Source organism: Endozoicomonas sp. 8E (assembly GCF_032883915.1).
Taxonomy (GTDB): domain Bacteria; phylum Pseudomonadota; class Gammaproteobacteria; order Pseudomonadales; family Endozoicomonadaceae; genus Endozoicomonas_A.
In genome coordinates this window covers 2,829,370-2,850,452 of sequence record NZ_CP120717.1, presented here as the reverse complement: position 1 = coordinate 2,850,452, position 21,083 = coordinate 2,829,370, and the positions used below count along the sequence as shown (strand labels likewise).

The 21,083-nt window shown below is 53.8% G+C and carries 1 protein-coding gene (running past one end of the window); it reads left to right on the top strand.

Annotated elements, in window-relative coordinates; all coding sequences use genetic code 11:
* Window positions 1–21,083: the 3' portion of a TcdA/TcdB catalytic glycosyltransferase domain-containing protein gene (locus P6910_RS09160; RefSeq protein ID WP_317145968.1), read on the top strand. Its footprint begins 6,907 nt before the window's first position; 21,083 of the gene's 27,990 nt are visible here — the last part of the coding sequence; the start codon falls outside the window, past its left edge; the stop codon is at window positions 21,081–21,083.

Below are 21,083 nucleotides of genomic sequence, written 5' to 3'. Positions count from 1 at the left end.
CAGACAGCCGTTATATAAACCAGATCATTCTCCAGCTGGGTAACAGCGACAATGAAGCCAGGGCCAGCTTATACCTGAGAGATAAATACCGGCCCGATTTCAGCCATCTTATACGACTGGAGCCTGATGACACCCTGGTTGATCCGAAGACAGATAGTGTCATTGAACCCGGGGTGTTGCAAGTCGGTTTTCTTACAGACGACACACGTATTATTGTTGTTGGTCATGGTACTAAGGTTGAGGATGAAAAGACCGGTTTCAGCTGGCTTTTTAACCTGGCCGGTCCCGAAAAGTTTCTCATGGGCGGGAAGACGGTTGAGCAACTGGCCGAAGTGCTCAAGCGCATAACTGGCGGGCGCTTTGTCAGAACGGTCAGTCTGGTGGGCTGTGGTGCGGATGCCAGTGGGAAGCATTACCCTGTGGAGGCTTTCGCCAGAACTCTGTTTGGTGAAATCCGGACAGAACGAATCACGGTTCGTAACGCCCTGGTGGCGGTGGATGCTTTGGGGCGCAAATGGACCGGCACCCTGCCGGCTGATGGCGATGTGCTGTGGTCTCAGTCAGACCATCGCGTCAAGTTGGTGCTGCAGAAAGACAAACAGGGACAGTTAATGGCCCGCCATCTTCCGGTTACAGAGGGGCTGGTGAAAAAATTCCGGAATTTACCCGCTTTGCCACCCCCCAGGGATTATGCCTACCTGGGCAAGAATGACCGTCATTTCGATCAGGCCAGACGCTTACTGCTTAAAACGATTATCGAAAACAATGGCAGGCAGAGACTTTCCGACCTGATTGAGGATTACAACCATCGACTGTATCAAGACACCGGTGATGACCTTTCTCCCTACCGGTTGATGCCTTTGCCGACTGCCGATGTCGAACTCCCCGTTCCCCGGGCCGGGGTGTCTGAAGAAAAACGTCAGATAAGCGCCTTTGTCCGCTCAGGCTCAATCGGTGACCCGTTTTCCGGGGTTGGCCTGCTGCTCTATGGCGATGCCTTTGCGCAAGAGAATTTTTTCCGGACCCAGCAGGCGGGGTATGACCTGGCCCGGCAACTCGCAAACCCGCCATCCGATGCGATGGCAGCAGTCTTTACTCGCCTGTTGCTTAGGTCTTTGCAGGACATTGTGGCACCCGATGCCAATGACATAGATCCGTTCCGGATTGCCAGCGTTGACCTGGTGGCTTCTGTATTGGGAAAAAATGACCTCTATGCTCTTCATATCCAACGGATACAAAATAACTTTTCCGACTTGGGCCAGCGGTATATCAAGTCTCTGGAAGACTTATTGGGTCACTTTCTGGCGGACAAAGCAGACGCAAAAGTACCGAGACTGAACGCCAGGGAAAGGAATGAACAGAGAGCGTCACTTCAAACAAGCCTTGCCCTTGGGATTGACAAAAAGCTGAGGCAGGATACCGATGGCACTTTCATTTTTACCGCTCCTGTGTCCCCGGTTAACCAATACCTGCCTGTTGTCACCGACCCTTCAGGCGAAACTTATGTCCTGGTGGACGTGCCAGAAACTAACAGCGCGGTTTTTCCGGATAATCTGCGTAATATCCTGTTTATGCTTCAGTCCTCAGGCCCGCTGGAGCCACGTAATGCCCGGACGCTGATCAAGACCATTGAGTCCGCCTATTCCCGGCACTCAGACTCCCTGACGGAGGATCAGCTCTATGAAAAAATTGCCCGGCTCACGATAGCTGAAGTGGTCACACTGGCCGATGAAATACATAAGATCAACGCAGACTATCAGGCGACCCGGAGCCTGATGCGACAACTGTTGTACCGTCTGGTGGAAAGCGTAGTGGCCACTATATTCAACGGTAACAACCCAGAAATTGAGCAGAAGTTCCTGATCGCAGAATTGTCCACCCGGCTCCCCGAAGAAAGCCACATTCTCGTCAAGATCCCGCCTTCGGGAAAACTCCAGCGCATGGTTTACCTGGACCCTTTGCTGGCCTTCGACAAAGATCATTTTCTTCCCTTGCAAATCCATCTGGGAGTTCGTTCGCCACGTTTTCTCGCGACCGCTCAGCACAGTACCTATCGCTCTCAACTGCGTGAGCTGACGAAACTGGATGGACTGCCTGCAAAGCTGAAGGGGGTGCTTCGTCATTTTGACAAACCTAATGAATTCGTCGATAGCCTTTTAGCCTGGCGCAAATGGGAGATAGAGACGGGTGTTGAGGCCAAAAAGCTAAACCTTGATATTCGCCTGGAACACAACCGATTGATCGCCGACAGTCGGGTAACTGTCCGGCTGTGGCGATTAAATAGTCCGATCATTATTCAGGCTGGAGTGAAGGATCTACAAGAAGATGGGTCTGACGCCCGCCTGGCCCAGGTGATGGCCCGATCCTACGGGGTAGCCCTGTTCCTGCGACTGCGAGCAACCCATGCAACCCCACGTGATCTAATCAGGGCTACGGAAATATGGCAAGCGGGTTACCATGAGAAAGCTGAGGGTGAGTACGGTTTTGACAATGATCTGACACTACTGCATTTACCGGAAACTGTCGATCCGCTTTACCAGATACTGATCCTTGACAGTAATGACCGTGGGCTTAAGTTTGCCGAGGGTTCTTCTGCAGATGATTTCCAGCAGGCTCTGGGAGTATTGCTTGAGGAAGGGAAACTCACCCATTCGGTCAAAAACGTTATTCGTCACCTTGCAATGGAGTCGGCGACCTCTGTTGATAATTTTGTAGAGGGGCTGGTTGAGCTACACGCAGATTTGTGGAAACAGATGCTGGATTCACGACTGCGGTCTGCGCTGCAGTTGCAGGGATCGGATTACCAGATGTTGAAACAACGATTAACCCGCTCCGATTTACCCCCCAAGAGGAGGAGCAGGTTATTGTCGGGTCTGGGTGATATAGAAAACCCGCAAGACGATACTCTGTACACTGACAGAATTCCTTCTCATTACATGGACGTCTATAGCAAAGGAATAAAGGAGAACAGTCCCGGAATTATTAGTAAAGTGACACCGGGTTCCTATGGCGATAAGGGTTCGCAGGCGAAGGTCGCGATCTTGTTCTCTGCCCGGTTTATTAAACATGTTCTGGAAAATAATGTTCCTTCCGAACATCTGTTTTCATTACACACTGAAATTATCCAAACCCTTCGATGGCTCAAACGCTCACCAGAGTTCAAGCGTTTTTCCGATACCCTGGCGAAAGATCGGAGCCAGGTCTTTGGCGACCTCCAGACGCTGGTAAATCGGGGTTTTATTGATGGTTCTGCCGGTACCGGCTTCGACCAGGTCAAAATACCCGACTCTGTCCGGCTGTTACTGGTCATTACTCCTCCCGGTTCATCCGCTGCAGAAACGCCGGAGCCGGTTCTGTTTGATAATGCCGGTTGTGTCCTGAAAGTGGATCCGGGTCGGTATTTCATCGAAGGAGAAATAACGGCTGAAAAACATCACAATTTATCAAGCCTGATGGCTCGTTATGTTGTTGCATCAAATCTGCTAAAAGGAGACAGCAGGGATTATGAAACCATTCGGAAAAGAATGCTGCGTAGATTTCGCATTCAGGCATTACAAGAGAAGAAAAAATTTGTAGATGTCCATGTAATCCCTGTAGAAAGTCGCAAAGGACGGATCGGCCTTGAAATAGAGTGCGATGTCGCAGGTGTGGATGCTGAAACGAGAGAAAAGCTGGCACGCACTCCATTAAGTCCTGATGAGGTTGTTAGCCCTGGTTATCCTGGCTTGCTCCTGTCTACTGATGACAGTGATGGTCGCTCTATCATTGAAATCATTACCGGACCCAAACCGCTCTCGGATTATCTCAGTGAATCTTCAGATGTATGTCGTGCTATCAATACGTTGGTCTCTGTTATAGCAAAAATACCTGAGGGTGGTTCTACCGTAGGTGATTTAGTTGAGGCTTATAATCAGGAGCTACTTGGAGATAATCCAAAAGGTAGCTTACAAAATTTCAGGCTATCCAGCATTGATGGATCTGAAAACAATAAAATTTCATTGCTGCCTGAGGCCATAGGGGCAGGGTCATTACCTTATCATATTCAGGTCAATATTGGGGTCGATCTTGTCGGGATTGGGGATATAACCTCCCATATTCCCATTCTTATTACCCCAAATGAAAATGACTTTTTAAGGCAAGTTTTTCAGTGGAGCCAGTATAAGGCCTCTGTTATTTCAGAAAGACTGAGCCTGAATTCTGATTTACTGAAATCCATGTTTACCATCCATTTGTACAAGCAGGCATTAGACAGTTCAACCGAACGTTTCAGTAGGTTTAAACTGGGCGTTGAAGGCACAGCGATCACTCAACTTGAAGGACTACTGAGACTGGGTACCGCTGACTTTTTAATGACAGTCATCTCTGATGTGGAGGCCACCCAACTTAAGTCAGCCATCCAGGATTACAGCTGGCAGGCTTTTGCTTCGCTGATGCAGGAAACGGTCAATGAGCTGGCCACAATAGGATCTGAGGCGGAAGGCATTGGCAGAGAGTGGAAGGTTCCCAAACAGGAACTGGAAGCCAGGTTAAAATTGCTGTTTATCAATGTGTTGGATCACCGTATCGAACATGGGCTAATGATTATTCCCTCCGACTACAGCAGAGATTTTTTCGAATTACCGCAAGGCAAAAACAAAGAGCCGAAGCTGGGCTACGTTGATATCTCAAACTCAGGGTCAAAACAAGGTGTCTCCTTTTTTTTCGATGAAGAGGGTCAAGCCCATTACCTCGGCACAATAGAGGTTCGAGAGCCCTGGCCTGATCTCAAAAGGATGGGTTTTGCCCCCCCCGACCTTTCCACGATTTCTATAATAAAATCCGTTCAGAACCCGGGGTTACTGGGAGCAAACCCGGACATTGACAGCATCTTTTTTGAAAGAGCTCAATCCCTGATCACTGCTAAAACCGGAACCTCCCATTATCAGGGCTGGGTGCAGCACTCCATCCTCGAGCGTCTGAGTCAACTCAGCCGTGCAAAGCTCGAGCATGTAACCCACTCCTTCGTCAACCGACCGCAAAAAGCACTGGACACAGTCGGGCAGGACGGACTGGCCCGGTTGCTGCTGACTGCGAGTCTCAGGGCCATAACCGGCGGGCAGTCAGGGTCAGCCTGGGATACTCTGGCGCGGTTGCAAAAAATGCAGTTGCCAAAAATGCAGTTGCCAAAAATGCAGTTGCCAAAAATAGTGCCCGTGGATATTCAGCGGACAAACAGCGGGGATCAACAGCGTCCTTTGGCAAATGCCCGCTGGCAACAGCTGGCAGAGCTTAATCTGCCCGTTGAGCTCTATACAGTTCTGGGCCTGTTTCCTGCTGATGAAGGTAAGGGTTTTGTTAAACCGGTGCTTAAATCAGCAGAGATACTGTCCGGGTACGGAATGTCTCTCGGTCGTGTGTGTCAGGAAATAACGGTTGTCTTTAACTCCCAGTGGCACCCGTATCAGAGTCACCTGAATAACCATCCGCTGACCCTGACAGTGGGTATAAAAGACACGACGTTTGATAACCGTAAAGCGATCTCCATAGGAAAGCTTTTCGCAATAGCCCTGTTAAACCATCCCGATGTAGCCGCTCTCAATCAGGCTCAAAACGACTTGCGGGCGATCTGGGGATTGCCGTCAATCACCACTGGCCGTAGCTACGGCCTGACCAGAGGATTGACACTGGCCGTTTTTCCAGACAAACAAGACGCCCTGTACACACAGTTTGTGGATGGCATCGGCAGCACCGACCACAACTGGCAGTTTGCTTCCGGAGCCGTCGAGGATTTCGCCCGGGTTCTGTACGGGTTGTCTGCCCGGTATGATCAGGACGGGCTGACAGAGGCTTTTCAACGGATTCGTGACTACCACCGTCAAAACACCGGAGCAGACCTGGACTCCTTTGCCTCAGCACTGGTGAAAACACACAGGAACCTGCCGGGTGACCGGGCAGCGTTGACTCTGCGCCAGGCCATCGGGAGTGACGGCTGCACTTTTTTGAAAAAAAATCTGAAGGAGAGGAGCGCACCATTAATTAATGGACTGGATGCAATAATAGATGCCAGACGTCTTGACGCGCTTTATAGTGGCCGCGATTTAAAACAGCGACTTCCTGGTGTCACTCTTAGCAGGGGGATAATGTTAAAGGTGACCCCTGAATACTTTCGTTATGCCGGGGCGAATTATCCTTTATTACCCGATGCCATCAGGAACTTCCTGGCAACGCCTCTGGGCAAAGATTATCTGAAAAAATTCGAAGAGGCTTTCACACCGGGTCATTATCAGTACCTGGTTTTTGATGCCCCAACAGCAAGCGATGGCAAGCAGCAAATCGTTGTTTCGTTAACACTGACCGGCAAAAAGGTAATTATTGATCCCAATGCCAGTCAAAAGATCCATTTGTCCAGCCTGATTCCAGTGTTTACTGCCCTGGTTAAATCTGGCTACGACCTGGACGATCGCAGTCAGCCTGCCCCCCCGGACGTTAAAGATATTGAAAGAAGGGTTCGCCAGCAAATGGAGCTGGCTCCCCTGGTGCAGCTTGCCGACACAGCGACGGTAACCAGGGACAGCGCATCTGGCCGGATAATCCTTGAAAGAATAACCGACGCTGTCTCCCGAACTGCCGGTTCGGACAGCACGGAGCGCCAGAGTCCGACAGACGTCAATGGTTCACCGTTGACGACGCTGAGATGGCTGATTGCCGACGGTCAGCCTAAGTTGCAATTGGTAACGCCCCCGCTGTCCCTGGAGGAGCTGGACACTCACAGGCTTGCTCTGGAAGCCGATTTTTATGCACTGGATAAAATAATCTCGACGCTGACTCACCCGGACAATGACAAGGATTACAACGAGCTCTACAAGACATATTTTACAGATCGGCCAGACCCTGAAGGGCAGTCCATTGACTGGACAAAAACCACCGGCGGGGCAGACACCGGAATCATCCTGAGGTTTCCCTTTGAGGACCTGGGCAAGCCGGTGTTCGCTGCACTGTTTGCTGACAGTGACAGCCCTGAAGGGGAGAGGCTGCTGGCCAGCCTGAAGGCTGGCAAAGGTTTCGCGACAGCGGTTATTTCGGCCTCAGGCGATTCGGTCTCAGGCGATCCGGCCTCAGGCGATAACAAGGCAATCCATGCTCAGTTAAGGTCGTTATTTACCCTGTTATTGTTCCGGCTCTCGGGGGACGATCCCCGGGGGAAATCCCTGTTTCCGGGGGTCAGGCTGGCAGATTATATCCATACCTGCCTTTCCGACAGTGCTGTTGCTTCACTCAGTAACTACATTAGCCGTGTTGGCCTGCAACAGGTCACTAAGGAACTGGAAGCGAAGCTCACTGTTCTTGCACAGCCGGGTGCCCCGGACCTGCAAGCGGGTGTCAGGATCAAAGACCTGCTGGGGATGGCTCTGGATTACCGCCTTGCCAACGGCGCCAGACTGTTGCCCGGTACGCTGCCGGATTACTACTCGCTGCCCCTGACGGATAACCGGGAATACCGGGAACTCTGGACCGGCCGGATGTCAGAGGACAGCGTAGCCTGGCCTGTCTCCAGAAACGCCGATGGCCATTATCTTCTGGACCTGGCTCTGCCGGGTCAAAGCGGCATTGTCAAACGCCTGTTGCCCGGAAACCCGATAACCCCCGATAACCTCCAGAGCCGCCTCAGCCTGGCGTTGAAACCGGACCGGCTGGGCAGTGATCCAGAGATTACCCGTGCGTTTCTTGAATTGGCAATGTCCCGGGTGGATAAAGTCGACTGGCCGCAGTTTTCGGAGCACTTTTCCTCATTGCCGGAATTACAGCGTGTCAAAGTGGTGGAAGCACTGGGCCAATATCGCTCACAGCATCCGGAGGAAGATATCAAGCCGCTGGCCCGTGCCCTTGCCCAAGTCCAGCTGGCTGAAGTGAACAGGCAGATCAGTCAGGATGATCAGGCTGGGGCACCGTCGGCTTTTCGCATCAGGAGTGTGAAATCGTTCACAGATGGAAGCCATGGCTTCAGGCTGGAGACCGACGAGGGGAGCATATTGATGCTGGCCGACCCCCTGGAGCCGGTGACTCGACAGCCATTACTCGAGCCGAATCTGCAACGGATGCTACTGCCCGCCGGGTTACACAGCAGCCAGTTTCCAGGGTCGTTTCTGGATACGGGCCACAACGACAGCCTGTACCGGCAAGCCACGAAGGACGGGCAGCCGGATCCCAACCGTTACCAATATGATGTCAAGCGGTTTATTAAAGCTTTCGATGACGTTGGACCAGAAAGCTATCGCCAAAAATTCCAGCAGGAGCACTCGCTCGACCTGAGTGCGGGTCGGCCTGTCCACTGGCAACTAAATCCCCACATTCCCCTGCAGGAATCCCGGTTGCAGGTCGGGGATGCCGCTGTAACTATTGAGCTTGGGATGAAGGATAGCCTTTCGCTAAGTTACGGGTTCTTTAACGACATCGTCAGTCGGTTCTACGTCATGGGGCTGGCCAAGAGTGTTGAGGCTGTTGATGCCGGACTGTTCCAGTCAGGCTGGCCTGATGAGGCTGGAAAACTGGCACGATTGGGCGACACCATTGGTTTTGACACTGCCTACCAATGGGATTCCCTGCCTGTGGCACTGAACCGGGATTCACCTGCACTTCCTCCTGGCCCCGCTGGATCATCCGCCAGTCAGGATGACATGAAACAGACGATAACATGGCTGTTCAATCAGAAGCCTGAATCAATCTCATTGGGCCTTGAAGAGCTCTTTGACCGGATTCAGGGGGATCGGGATAACCCGGGTATTCAAACCTTTGCCAGGGCTCTGTATGAGTTTGACCGCAACCTGCCTGATGGTGACAGAGCCCTGTTCAGGAAGGCTTTCACTCCTCAGCAGATCGAATTTCTGAAGGATGCCCTGACTCACCAGGCCTCTGGCCAGTGGGAACTGATTGGCTACATAGACACATTTAAAACAACGACCGATTCGCAGGCCCGGGTAATCGATGCAGCCGGGTTTGGTCCATCGACCTACCAGCTGGTTGAGTCTGGCAGCGGCAGCAAGTTAAAGGTTGTCATCAAGGGTCCGGATGCGCCAGACCAGAAACGCTGCCGACGTGGGGTCGATGGCTGCGGAACCCACCCGCGCACTGACGACAGCAAAGGGGACACCTTGATCCCGGTGCTGGAAAAAAAAGACCGTGGCCAGACAGTGTATGGCTTGAAACTGGACAACGCAGCGTCAGATGCAAACGGGCTGTTCAAACTCAACCTGGCGGAACCGCTGGAGGACCAACTGGTTGCCGCCCGCCGGAAAAACCACCGGCTGCTAGCGGACAGTTCTGAGTTACGGATGCTGACGGGCACGGATGACAGGATAGCCGTGATCCTTCCTGCCGACTACCGCCCAGGCCAGCCACTGGCGAATCAGGCCGAACGGCTCTTGTCAGAGCTGAGAGTCTTTATTGCCACCTCTGCGGGACAGCGTCTGGTCAATGCCCTGGGATTCCCCGACAGCTTCATCAAACCCGCCACTTTGACTGAACTGGACAGCCAGCTACTGCCTGGTATGAAGCCCCCTGCCCCTCTCAGGCTGGTGGTCAGGCTTGACAAAAAAACGCCTGCTGACCGGGTGATACCCTATCGCCCCGGGGGCAGCGGGGACACCCGTGGCAACCGACTCGTGGTGCTGCAAGTTGACCCGGCGGTACTGGCCGGGCAACGCCACTCCACCAGTCATTACCTGGGGGCATTGGCCTCTGTCCTGAAGGATTTCTGTCGGGCAGCGCTGGCCAGTACTGATCAGGCGAACTCGCCAGCCATCGCCATGAGCTGGTTGCAGGGGGCCAAAATCACCCGTGCCCGGACGCTGCTGCAACTGGAAAACCAGCTTCGGGAGCGGTTCGACCTGTCGCTCGTCCAGGCCACAGCCTCAGCTCATACCCCTGTTCAGAAGGTCACTGCGGCGGGCGAGATAACGACTGTGAACAACCGCCAGCAGGTCCGAATTGCTTATAAAGCCATTGCTGACCCCCTGTCCGGCTTTGGTCGGCTGGTAGGGGATAGGGAAACCCGTCTACTGTTCCAGCGGGTTCAGTATTATTGCAACCAACGGGTTGAGCGGTTATCCGACGCTGGTCGTTCGGGGCTGGGAAACCTCCGCTCACTGTTAACGCAGGTGGCCTGGAGCGGGCTGGTCAGCCGGGGGATGGTGGCTGCGCAGCCGGCGCTTCTGGCTGATCCGGTGGATGTGGTCGTGTCAATACTCGATGACACCGAGCTGAAGGCGCTGGCGGGGATTGATAACCTGGCCGGGCATCTTGAAGCGGTGCTCACCGATGCCCTGAAAGACCGGCGGGGCATCGCCTTCACGGAGGCAGAACAACGAGGTGTGTCCACCTGGTTAAGCCGTGTAGAAAAGGCTTTAACGGACGCACAAGCGGTGCGCACTGAATGGGGTGCCCCCGGACAGCTGCCTCTTGGCGAGGATTCCCGCCACAATGTGCCGGTCACCGATGGCAGCCGCAAAACCCTCGCCCTGACCAGCGCCCGGCGGCAACCGGTTACCCGGCTGGGTGATCAGCCTCTTATCGCCATTGAAAGCCAGAAAGGCCCCCTGTCCGCCCCGGCAGGGGATGAATTGACCGGTTTGCTGTCGCGGTTAAGACAGGAGTCGCCTGACAGCCCGCAGGCAGTGGCGGCTTTGCGGACGCAGCTGCAGTGGGTCCCCGCAGCGGCTGACCCGGATTATTACCGGGATGCGATCGAGCGAACTTTGTCGCCTTTATCCCCGAAGCAGGTGAGCCAACTGGATAAAACGCTTCTCGGGTTGCTCAGCCAGTCATCCCCGTCTGATGGTGAGGCACTGCTGGCGGAGTATTTTTTCCACAAACGGCTTAAGGGTCTGGAAACCCCAGACCCGGTCGGGTTGCGGATGAATGCCCTGAAAGCCAATGAGTGGTTTGATCTGCTGCAAAAAAATCAGCCACTGCCATCAGGCCCGGGCCGGGAGGTCATGGCTTTCATTCCCGATACCGGGATGGGGCGGCACCAGGCCCGGGTTCAGACCACCAATGGGCAAAAGACCTTCACACTGGGGCGCCGCGATGATCTGGCTTTTGCTGACCAGGGTCCCGGCTACGCCCTGATCCACAGCGAAGATCACCGCAAGGTCTTTCGCGTTGAGCTTCCAGATCGCTGGCCAGACCGTCTTTTGCAGATCAGGCTGATTGTCCATATGGAGCCTTATCGCAGGCTGGAACGGCAGGGCCGTATTGACAGAGAGCAATTACAGAACGACATTCAGCTCATTGCCCGGGGGATGGGTGAGTCACGTTTATCGAACCTTCTTCAGGCGCTGGTGCAACCCGTCAGAGACGCGGGCATTGCCGATGCCAGCCCTTTTAAAATAAGAATCAGCCCCCGGCCTGACTGGCCGTTGGTGGACAGCCGTGTCAGTGTGAATGAGGAAAACAGTGCCCAGGTCCTGTTATTGCTGGGCACAAAGGACAAGAACAGGCCGTTCATTTTCCAGGAAACCCTGACGAACCTGGTGGGTGCCAGTTTCTTGAAGGCTCTTGAGAACGGTGATGGACCGCTATCAGCCTTGCGCCAGCAGGTGCGGCAGCAGTTCGGGATCAATACCGCGACACTGCCTGACGATGAGCCGCGCCCCCTGGGACTGACTCGCGAATACGCACTGACCCCGGTGGCTGACAAGCCTTCAGGCACAAGCCTCTATCGGCAACTGGTCGAAGGCCATCATAACCTGCTGTTAGCTGAAGGTACTGAAGCCGATTACCGCCGGGCAGTGGCGTATTTGGAGCTTCATGATAAAGCCAGGATTCAGGCAATAAAGGACAGCCTTTCTAAAGGAGAAATTAAAGTCAGTGACAGTGAGCGCACTCTTTTCAACAAGGTCGTCAATGAGAAACAATCCTCAGCTCCCCTGATTCCAGATCCCGGCCTTGATAATAACATCGCCTCGTATAGACCCCCGCCCTCCACCTCCAGGCAGGTCGACGCTGATTACCGGGCCTTCTGGACTGTCGGCTCCGGCATGGAATCCCTGCTCGACCCTAACCTGCTCGGGTTAAGTCGGGCGGCAGCGGAAAACTTCCTGTCCTATCGGGCAAAGGTGATTTACGAAGATTACGGGCTAAGGCTCGTTATCAGCGATTACCTGAAGTCGCTGGTGGTTCATTTTATCTACCGGAAGATGGATCAGGTTCTGGGGAGCAACGGGCAGCCAGCCAGCCAGATACACCTGGGAGTGACCGATGCGGTAACGGCCATATTGCCTAACAGCGATATCAAAGTTATCAACAATCTTAATTTGCCTCCCATTGGATCGGCGGCATCCATGGTCGCCGCATTGGAAAAAGCCTGCGCTTTTGTTGCCCGGGGGCTGGGCTGGGAGCGTTTTGACACTGGCCTGCTGGCCAATATGAATGAAGATGTACACACCGTATTCCAGGAGGCGGTAAAACTGCGACAGCAGGTCGGAAGGCCGTTCCAGTTGCCTGTTCACCCGCAGCAGGACGTCCAGAGGTCTGTGCAGGCTTTACCGTGGCAGCCTGAGACCATTGAAACCATCGCCAGCAGTCCCCGACATGGGGTGATGGCAGACGGTGACAGGCGCTATCTGAAAATCACCCCGGCGGGCCCGGGCAATCCTTTCCCACTGATGTCCCCCCAGTCACAGGATGGCCTGAAGAGGCTGTTGCGCCAGCCCCTGAAACCGGGTGAAAACGCTGCAACCACTGAGGCTTACCTGTCACAGCTGGCACGCCATTATGAGACTTTCAGGGAACTGAAAGACATTGACATGACTGGCCAGGTCAATGCCGTTATTGACAAGATGGACGATGTCACCCGCCAGCGGTTTGCAGACAGTTTCCTGCACTATTTTCTGCACTATGCCCGGCAGTCAGCCATTCCGGCAGGTCTGGCCGAAACCATCGCTGGGAAGTTACTTGTAGCAGAGATCAGCGCGCTGGGTTCCCTGCCTGAAAAGATCTCTACCGGGCTTTATCAGCGGCTTAATGGACTGCTGAACCTGACCGGGAAAAGGACGTTTTCACTGACCTCTGGCAACCTGACGATGCGGGTGCTGACCGACCCTTCAATCACCGCCGATGCCTCCTACCTGATGCCAGCGCAACGCACGCTGGTGCTGGGCAATGGCGCTGCTGACAGTCCGCTGACCGCCGCGGCAGCACTGGCTCTGCTGCAAGCCGTCCAGGCACAGAAACCGGAGGATCAGACAAAAACATTCCTGGCCCTGCAACAGAAGCGGATCAAATTGCCAGAGGGCATGGACAAGCTGTCGCCTGAGTCGTTGGTCAGCGAGTTCACGGTTAAAGAGGGCAAGCTGACGCTTTCCGGGCTGGTGGAACGTCTGACCAGCTTTATCGGGATGGCCCACAGGCTGAACCGGGAGGGCTCCTCTGAATCCCGCCTTCTGGCCGGGGAGATTCGCCAGAATGTGGCCGACAGCCTGACAGCACTCAGGAGCGATATTGATTTTGGCCAGATGGCCGGCATCGTTGATATGACCGAATCTCATTTCCGGCAGGCCCTGCAGAAACTGGACAAGGCGGGTTTGCCAGCCGGTCAGGCAACACGGCTGCCCGATGCAGACTGCGTGCTGTGCAACGGCTCCGGACCGGTCAGGACGGCGATGGACCTGATGGACCGGATCAGCGGGCACCTGGATGCCATTGAGGTCAGTGATCGTTTCAACCATATCAGGCAGACTGCCGGTGACAAGGGGTTACTGGCAGACGCCTTCCTGCTGCTGGAACAAGGGCGTTTTGCAGCGGTGGCCACCGAGGATATTCAGGACAGCCCGGTGTTTCGCAAGAAGTTCCTTGATCTATTCCGGCAAACACTGACAGAGCAGCAGGGGCTGACGCCAGAGCAGGTGATTGACCGTGTTGTCAGTTCGCTCAATGACTCGGGCTACAGTGCTGACGATACCCGGTATGTAAAAGAGCAGCTGCTTAAAAACCAGGCGTTCATGGAGGGCTTGAAGACCCGCAAAGATCATCCCGGAGGGAGTGGCTTTGATGCCAACGGTCCGGGGGGCGGGTCGAAGAAGCGGCCCGGAAAAGTTACCCGCATGCTCGATAAGCTGGACAGAAGCAAAACATACGGGCGTATCAAAGTCGGTGTTGGCGCGGGGCAATCCATTGTAGGGCTTGCCAGTGGTATCCAGGCCATTGAGAATCTGAAGAAATACGGCCACATACTGCCTGATGAAACCCGGAACCTGGCCTATGCCGGGGCCGGCCTGGAGATTGGCAACTCTGTCTATGGCCTGGCGATGACCAGCCACTGGCTGGTGAGCAGTGGCAAGCGTCTGATCAAGGGGAGCGATGCCGCAGGCTCTGGTCTCAAGACCTTGAAGACCACCACCAGGGCGGCAAAAGCCTCAAGGGTCGTGACCAGGATGGTGCCGGTGGGAGGCAGTTTCATTGGTATTGCAGGTGCCGTTGTTTCCATCACCTCTAATGAGATGTCCGCCAGAGATGCAAGAGCGTCTGGCAACGATGCCCAGGCGACTTATTACGAAATGATGATCGCCCTGGATGCGATTTCGATTGCCCTGGATCTTGTCGGCATGGTGCTGGACTTTTTTCCACCGTTTGGTGTGATTGCCGACCTGGTCGGCCAGCTGCTCACTGTCATACAGACCGTTATCGCGGCATTCATGCCGCCCAACAATGCCCGGCAGGAGTTCGACGCAATAGTGCAAGGCGATGGCTTTGCACGATACATGGACAACATGGCGAAAGACTTCGAGAAAAAAGGGTTTTCAAGGTTTGAGTACCATACCGATGCCACGGAGTTTCTTCACCAGAGCCAGTATGAGGATAACCTGGAAGAATTGTCGGTAACCCAAAAAAGATCACTGGCTGGTACCACAAAAGGCCTTGCCTTTACCGACCGGGTCAACCGGCGCCGTACAAAGATGGGGTCGAACCTGGAAGATTACATGCGTGGCGAGAAAGGCTACAAGATATTTTATGGTTTGGGTGGCGATGACACCCTGATCATCGACGAGGGGGAGCTGTACGGCGGGTCAGGCAATGACCGGTTGACGCTTGAGAAAGGCCTGGCGGAAGGGGGCGACGGCAACGATGTTATCCGGATCATAAAATCAGGGACGGCGTTTGGGGACTCTGGTGATGACGATATCTGGATTGGTGAGTCAGGGGTAGCTTATGGGGGCAGAGGTAACGACATCCTCCGTTTGCCATATAACGACGGGCTCGGCTACGGCGGACCGGGTAGAGACACCATTATCAACGGCAGGATTCAGTACGGAGGTCCCGATGATGACTATCTTATAGACGACCTTGGCTACATAAAGCAGTTTGGTGGTTCAGGAAATGACCGGCTTGAACCGGGTTTGGGCAAGGGGATTCTTTATGGGGGACCTGGCAATGACACCCTGATTTTGCCAAGCGAGATCAAGATTCCTTACTTAAGGCACTCTCTATTCTACTCCATAAAACCGAAAACGCATTACTATCGCCTTAACTGGACGAAATCTGACACATTATTCGAGGTTAACCTGCAAACCTGGCACTGGGGTAACCTTTTTCCTGAATATCTGAAAAAACATGGAGTTAACCGCGACGCGCCGGATGGTAAGGAAATAGGGGATGAATCATCCCTTTCAGGCCGCTTCGGCCTCGATGGCTATCAGTCCGGTTTTTCTGCTAACCCGCGAGATGGCATGGAACAAAACCTGCGCCCGGGCAGAATGTACATTGCCGAACTGTCATCGATAAAAGCGGATTACCATCGTGCCACCCGAGATAAACAATTACCCTCCGAATATTTGCTGACGGGGTATGACGCAAAGCGTACAAAAGTAGAACGAATTTCTGATCACTACGGCCTTCAGACTTACTTTTACGTTGGCAGAGTCAAGTCCAAACACGTCCATTACGAGCATGAAAAAATAAACATTGGCCCTACAAAACTGGGTCATATGTATATTTCGGAACGGGGTGCTTACCTGTTGCAAACCCATGGGGATCTTTACTATTTCAGCAAGACCGGACTGAGAGAGCGCGGAGAAAGGCCCAGGCCCAATGACCCCAGCATCTTTTACGCGACGGTGATACAGCTGCTGGCAACCGGAGGGTCGATTGCCAATGTTGAAAATGTAGTAGGGTCGACGCAAGGTGTATCCGTGACAGGGACGGCCCAGCCCAACAATATTTACCTGTGGGGTGGTAAAAATGAGGTTCATACCGGGGGCGGCAATGACTTTGTCAGTGCCAGCAATGGCAACGGGACTAACTGGATAGCCCTGGGCCCGGGTAATGATCAGGCGCTGCTGGGTAATGGTTTGAACCGGGTGCATGGAGGTCCCGGCACGGACACCGTTTCTTACCTTGGCAGAAAAAAAGGTCTTAAGCTGGATCTCGCCAACCGGTTTAAGTCGGAGGGGGAGCAGCTGATAGAGGTAGAGGTCATCCAGGGGTCCCCTGGCAATGACGTACTCTGGGGAGACCACGGTAATAACCTTTTCATTGTCACCAACGGTACCAATACCGTGGATCTGAGGGGTGGCAACGACACGGTGGTGGCCATCGGCGGAAGCACTTCTATCCGGTTACGCAGCGGTTTTAACACAGTGGTGCTGGGTGACGGTAAGGTTCAGGGTAGCCACGAGGTTTACACGGGCACTCACACAGACACCATCATGCTGCGTCCTGGCAGCCATCTAGGTCACCACCGAATTCACGTCCATAAATGTCAGGTGCCCCCGACCGGGAAATGGCCAGTGCTGGTCATTCGCTGGGGATTTTTTGATCACGGGTGCAGCGACCATCAGATAGCCAGCCTGACGATCAATCCCTTTGACGAGAGCCTGAACCTGGCTGTTGACCCTTCAATGCCACATAAGCATATGAAGCTTGATTTTCACACTCCCGGTTTATCCGGCCTTGAGGTACATGCCAATACCAGTATTTACTGGGAGGAAGTGACGGGCAAAAATGCTTCCCTGTCAATGACTGAGACCCTGACCAGCCTGAGGAACACCACCCTCTGGGGTTTTGTTCGTTTAGACAAAGCCAATTGCTGGGTCAGAAAGCGAGTGGATGACTATCGCTTTTCTACAGAGGCGATGTTGGCATTATTAAACCGTTACCCGGAAAAACCTTTAGGTGAATTTCCCCGGCAGCAATGGCGTAAAAAGACCAGGCTGCAGCGCCTTGCCAATGAGGGGGAAAAACTGGGCGCTGGTCTGCATCGGATTGGCAGCCAGGAAAGTCATCATATCAATCTGGTGATTGAGTTTGGTTTCGTCTCTGGCCGTTGTACCCCACAGAATGGTTCTCTACGCAAACTGACCCTGGGGCTTGGCCAACAGCAGCTGCTTTTTGAAGGTGCAGCTCCCTCCATTAAGAAGCATGGTGTGAGCCTTCTAAGGCCAAGGCACACACTGGGTTTAAAACTGGTTAAAACCCATGCGGACGGTCGCAGGAAACAACAGGGCCGCCAGACATCATTGGCCATGAAACAGATGTCAAAATGGACTGAGTCGGAGCAATGGAGCGACCTGTTCCCCGGCCAGCCAATGGCGAAAACCCTGGCCATGCTGGAGCTGAATTATGGTTTTGATACTTATTTTCGTGACCAATGCCGTGCCTCTCCCTCATACAACAGTTCTCTGATTTTGCCGGCGGTTCATCTTGACTTGTCTTCAGACTCATACTCTGGCATCCCCATCATACTGGGTAGTCCGGGTAATGATCAGCTGACGGGCAACCCGTCTACGGATAACGTATTAATTGGCATGGGAGGTCATGATCGTTTAAAGGATATGGGAGGCAATAACCAGTTTATTGTCGGCATGGGCAATACGACCGTTATTGCCGGGAAGGAGGGATACAATCAGTTAGTACACGACGAGCGTCTTTCTGTTATTTACGGTACCCGGCTTCTGCAGAAACGCTCCAGAAGTCTTGGCGTCAAGGTTATCACCTCAACCTATCAACTGGATGGGATAGACGTCAATGTGACGGAAGGGATCGCCCAGACCCGATGGCAGAATACCGATGGAACCGGCCACTGGCGTTATCACCAGACAGTATTCAGTGGGATCGACCAGATGGCGGGGACTTCGGGAAATGATACCTACTTTGGCTCCAATGGTACGGATATTTTCAGCACCGGAGGTGGTTTCGACAAGGTGGACATGGGGGATGGAGATGACCGGCTCATCGTCAATGCGCCCTGGCAGAGAGGCACCTCCCTGGACGGAGGAAGTGGTGCCAATACGCTGCTCTTTAACTTGCCCGTCAGCCGTGCTGTGACTGTCGGCCTGAAAAATAGTTTAACGGTCCGGAACTTTATCCTGGAGGACACCGGGAAGGGAAGCATCAACTTTTTCGGTGATGATAAAGATAACGTTTATATGTCCAGAGGTTCGCTGCGCAGGTTTCATGGCAGAGGGGGTGATGACACCCTTTTACTTCTGAAGCTGCCGACGCCCTTCCATTTTAACGGTGGTCCGGGTAAAGACACGCTGGACTTGAGCCGGGCAATCCTTGCCCCGGAATTTGTCCGGCTCCACCTGTCTGTGGTGCCAGGCTCAGTGAGGCGCTCTTGCCCTGCAAAGGATTCGCGGCCCTGTTCTGAGGAGATAAACATCCAGGCTCGTCTGTTTTATACGCTCAGGCGACCGGGATCGAGGAGCATCCGTAACACATGGTCGTTAAGTGTCAGCAACTTTGAGGTTTTCAAAGGCCCCGATAGCAGCGATATCTTCAGCATTCCGGCCCTCGCTGGGCTTGCCGTCGATGGCGGAGGGGGTGATGATATTTTCAGGATTTCCTCTCCCCGCATCAAGGGCAACAGCTCAATCACCACCACGGTTGGGGGGGCTGGATACAACCGACATTATGGCAGCCCGAAAGCTGACCGAATGGTGGCGAACCTGGGGCCTGACCTGCTTTCTGGCGACCTGGGGCCGGATATTTACGTTATTTACCCGCAGGCCAATGGCACCCAAATCGTTGACCGGGACAACGGGAATACCCTGGTATTGCACGGGGTGCAGCCTGAAAAGCTGGAATGGCGACTGACCGGAAATTATACCCGTCTGGATGTGAACGACGCCGGACACTTATTTTTCAGCATCCATTTACAGCACGTTCCCCATTGTGAGCGCAAGGATGGCAGCCTGGTCACCGGGCACTTTATCAACAGTCTGGAACGGCATATCTGGCGCCTGACAACGATTGCTCCGGGCAACAACGGAACCAGGCTGCTTAGCGGCAAAAAACTTCGAAATTACTATTACTCCAGGTTGACGGTTGATAAACGACTGGATGGCACTTACCGGCTTGGCAATATCACAGCACCGGTACATGGCGGGCCAGGTGATGACGTGTTCTTCATCTCGGGTACTGTCAAGCCGGGGGCCGGGCTGTTCGGCGATTCGGGCAATGATATTTTCCACCTCAAAAGCAGCGGTGCCAGTGTCCACCCCGGTCCCGGCAATAACCTTGTCAGTCTGGCGCTGGAAAATGCAGAGAAAAATGGCTCGGTAAAGCTATTCTTTGCCCCCTCTTCGTTTAACCGGGTTCGTATGGAGGGTGTCAGCCTTGCGGATGTGCAGGCAGCAAGCTGGCGTTCGCTGGATCAGCGCAACGCCACTGACAGTGGTGACCAGACTTCCTGTCCAGCCGGTTTGTCTCGCCTGATGCCGCCTCCGGTCACCGGCGGCAGCTTTATCCTGGCGGCCTGGACTCGCCGGGACTTACCCCTTGGCAGGGAAACATGGGCCGAGAGCACGCTGATTTATTTTGCCGGGGCTGACGGCTCTGATGCCATTAGCCTGAGCCTGAACCCCGGGGAGCTGGAGATCAGGCTAACGGAGGGTGCCAGGGTTTTTCATAGTAAGGTCAGGCCATTTTTAACCTCCCCCCGCCTGCACCTGGTCATGACAATAAATGACAGTGGTTTTCTAAACATCTACCGGGATGGCCGGGTTGCTCTGGCAACCCAGGCCTTCAAGCCAACAAGAAAAATTCGCACATTGAACTGTTATGCCGCTGACAAACTCATCATCAACCATCGTCTCCCGTCGCCTGAAGGGATAGAAATGATGGCGACCGGTGCCGATCCCCTGGTGAGAATAGGCACTTGGCAGGACCCTGACGGTATCTACGCCAATGGCTGGCCAGACAGTCTGGAACTGGATGACGGCATTCTGGATGGCAAGGAAATGATCGGTCAACGACTCGAGTCTGGTTATTCACTTTCAGAGCAAACCATCTCCGGCCATCAGTATGTAATTGATGAAAAAAGCTCTATTTACCGTTTCTCTGGTGATGACACGGAGAACAACCAATGGCTTCTGGCAAACGCCACGGGCACGGCTGACCAGCTCGAGATTAATACCCACCACTGCCAGAAATTGCAGTATCAAAAAGCAGAAGAGGATCTTATCCTGACTGTTTTGCCGAATAGTAGCCTGCTGAAGAACGGTGACAATAGCACAAAGCCGATCAATGCCCCCCAGAGCCTTCGTGTGCAACATTTTTTCAGCAAGGAAGGCGAGACCGTTGAGCGCCTGATCGTCAATAACAAGGTGCTCAATATGAGCGAGGTGCTTGCGAAAGTGCGCGTAACGGTCACCACCGAAGCACCGGTTAACTCAACCCGGGCGCAAGAGCCTGAGACATCTGTGCCGCAGACACAGTTGCCTTCGGACACCGCCCGGTCACGTGGCAGGCGTTCGCTGAATGAGAACATCACAGATAATGCACTGGCCGTGGGTGACAGTGAAGACAATGGAGCCCTGACCTTTCTGAACGGGGTCATTCGCGGAGGGAAACGGCTGGTGAATTACCTGAGCAGTCTGGCTGAAGTTGATAAAGACGACGTTGACGGTGTAGCCCGGAGTGAACGATCTGTGATGGCAAGCCTGAATGACACAGAACTGAGCCAACACTACCAGCGTCTGGTTCAGGAGATCAACGCCCTGCCCGACAATCGCAGTGGCGAGAGCCCGTCGTTTGAGCCATCGGCAAACCAGGGAATGACACAAAACCTGACGACACAACAACCTTCGACTAAGATGGTTCAGGCCTGA